The organism is Bartonella sp. AA83SXKL (genome assembly GCF_042196965.1).
GTDB lineage: Bacteria > Pseudomonadota > Alphaproteobacteria > Rhizobiales > Rhizobiaceae > Bartonella.
Window position 1 is genome coordinate 1 of sequence record NZ_JBHIRG010000308.1, and the last position, 582, is coordinate 582.

1 pseudogene is annotated in these 582 nt (G+C 42.4%); it reads left to right on the forward strand.

The features are described 5' to 3' along the window. Positions 1 to 582 (forward strand): annotated as a pseudogene (locus ACFINO_RS11310) (phosphate acyltransferase); the annotation flags it as partial.

The window sequence follows — 582 nt, forward strand, 5'->3', positions numbered from 1 at the left end:
GTTTTATGGAGTAGAGGAAGCTGTTACGCCGGTTTTAAAAAAATATCCTTGTTTGGCTTCTGTATCGCGCTTCTATCCTACAGAAAGCTACACGCGTATGGATGAAAAGCCAAGCCAAGCACTTCGCAATGGGCGCGGCAAATCATCAATGTGGCACGCAATTGAAGCAGTAAAAAATGGTGAAGCTGATGCTTGCATTTCTGCTGGTAATACTGGTGCACTCATGGCAATGTCTTATTTTTGTTTAAAAATGATGGCAGAAGCTGAACGTCCTGGAATTGCGGGTATTTGGCCAACACTTCGTAGCGAGAGTATTGTTTTAGACATTGGTGCAACAATTGGTGCATCTGCTAACCAATTGGTTGATTTTGCCGTTATGGGAGCGGGGATGTTTCGCGCCCTCTATCACACTGAAAAACCAAGTGTTGGGCTTTTAAATGTGGGTGTTGAAGAGGTTAAAGGTCTCTATGCAATCAAAAAAGCTGGAATGATATTACGTGAAGTGCAATTAGAGGGGCTAGAGTATAAAGGATTTGTTGAAGGCAATGATATTGGAAAGGGAACAGTAGATGTTGTTGTAAC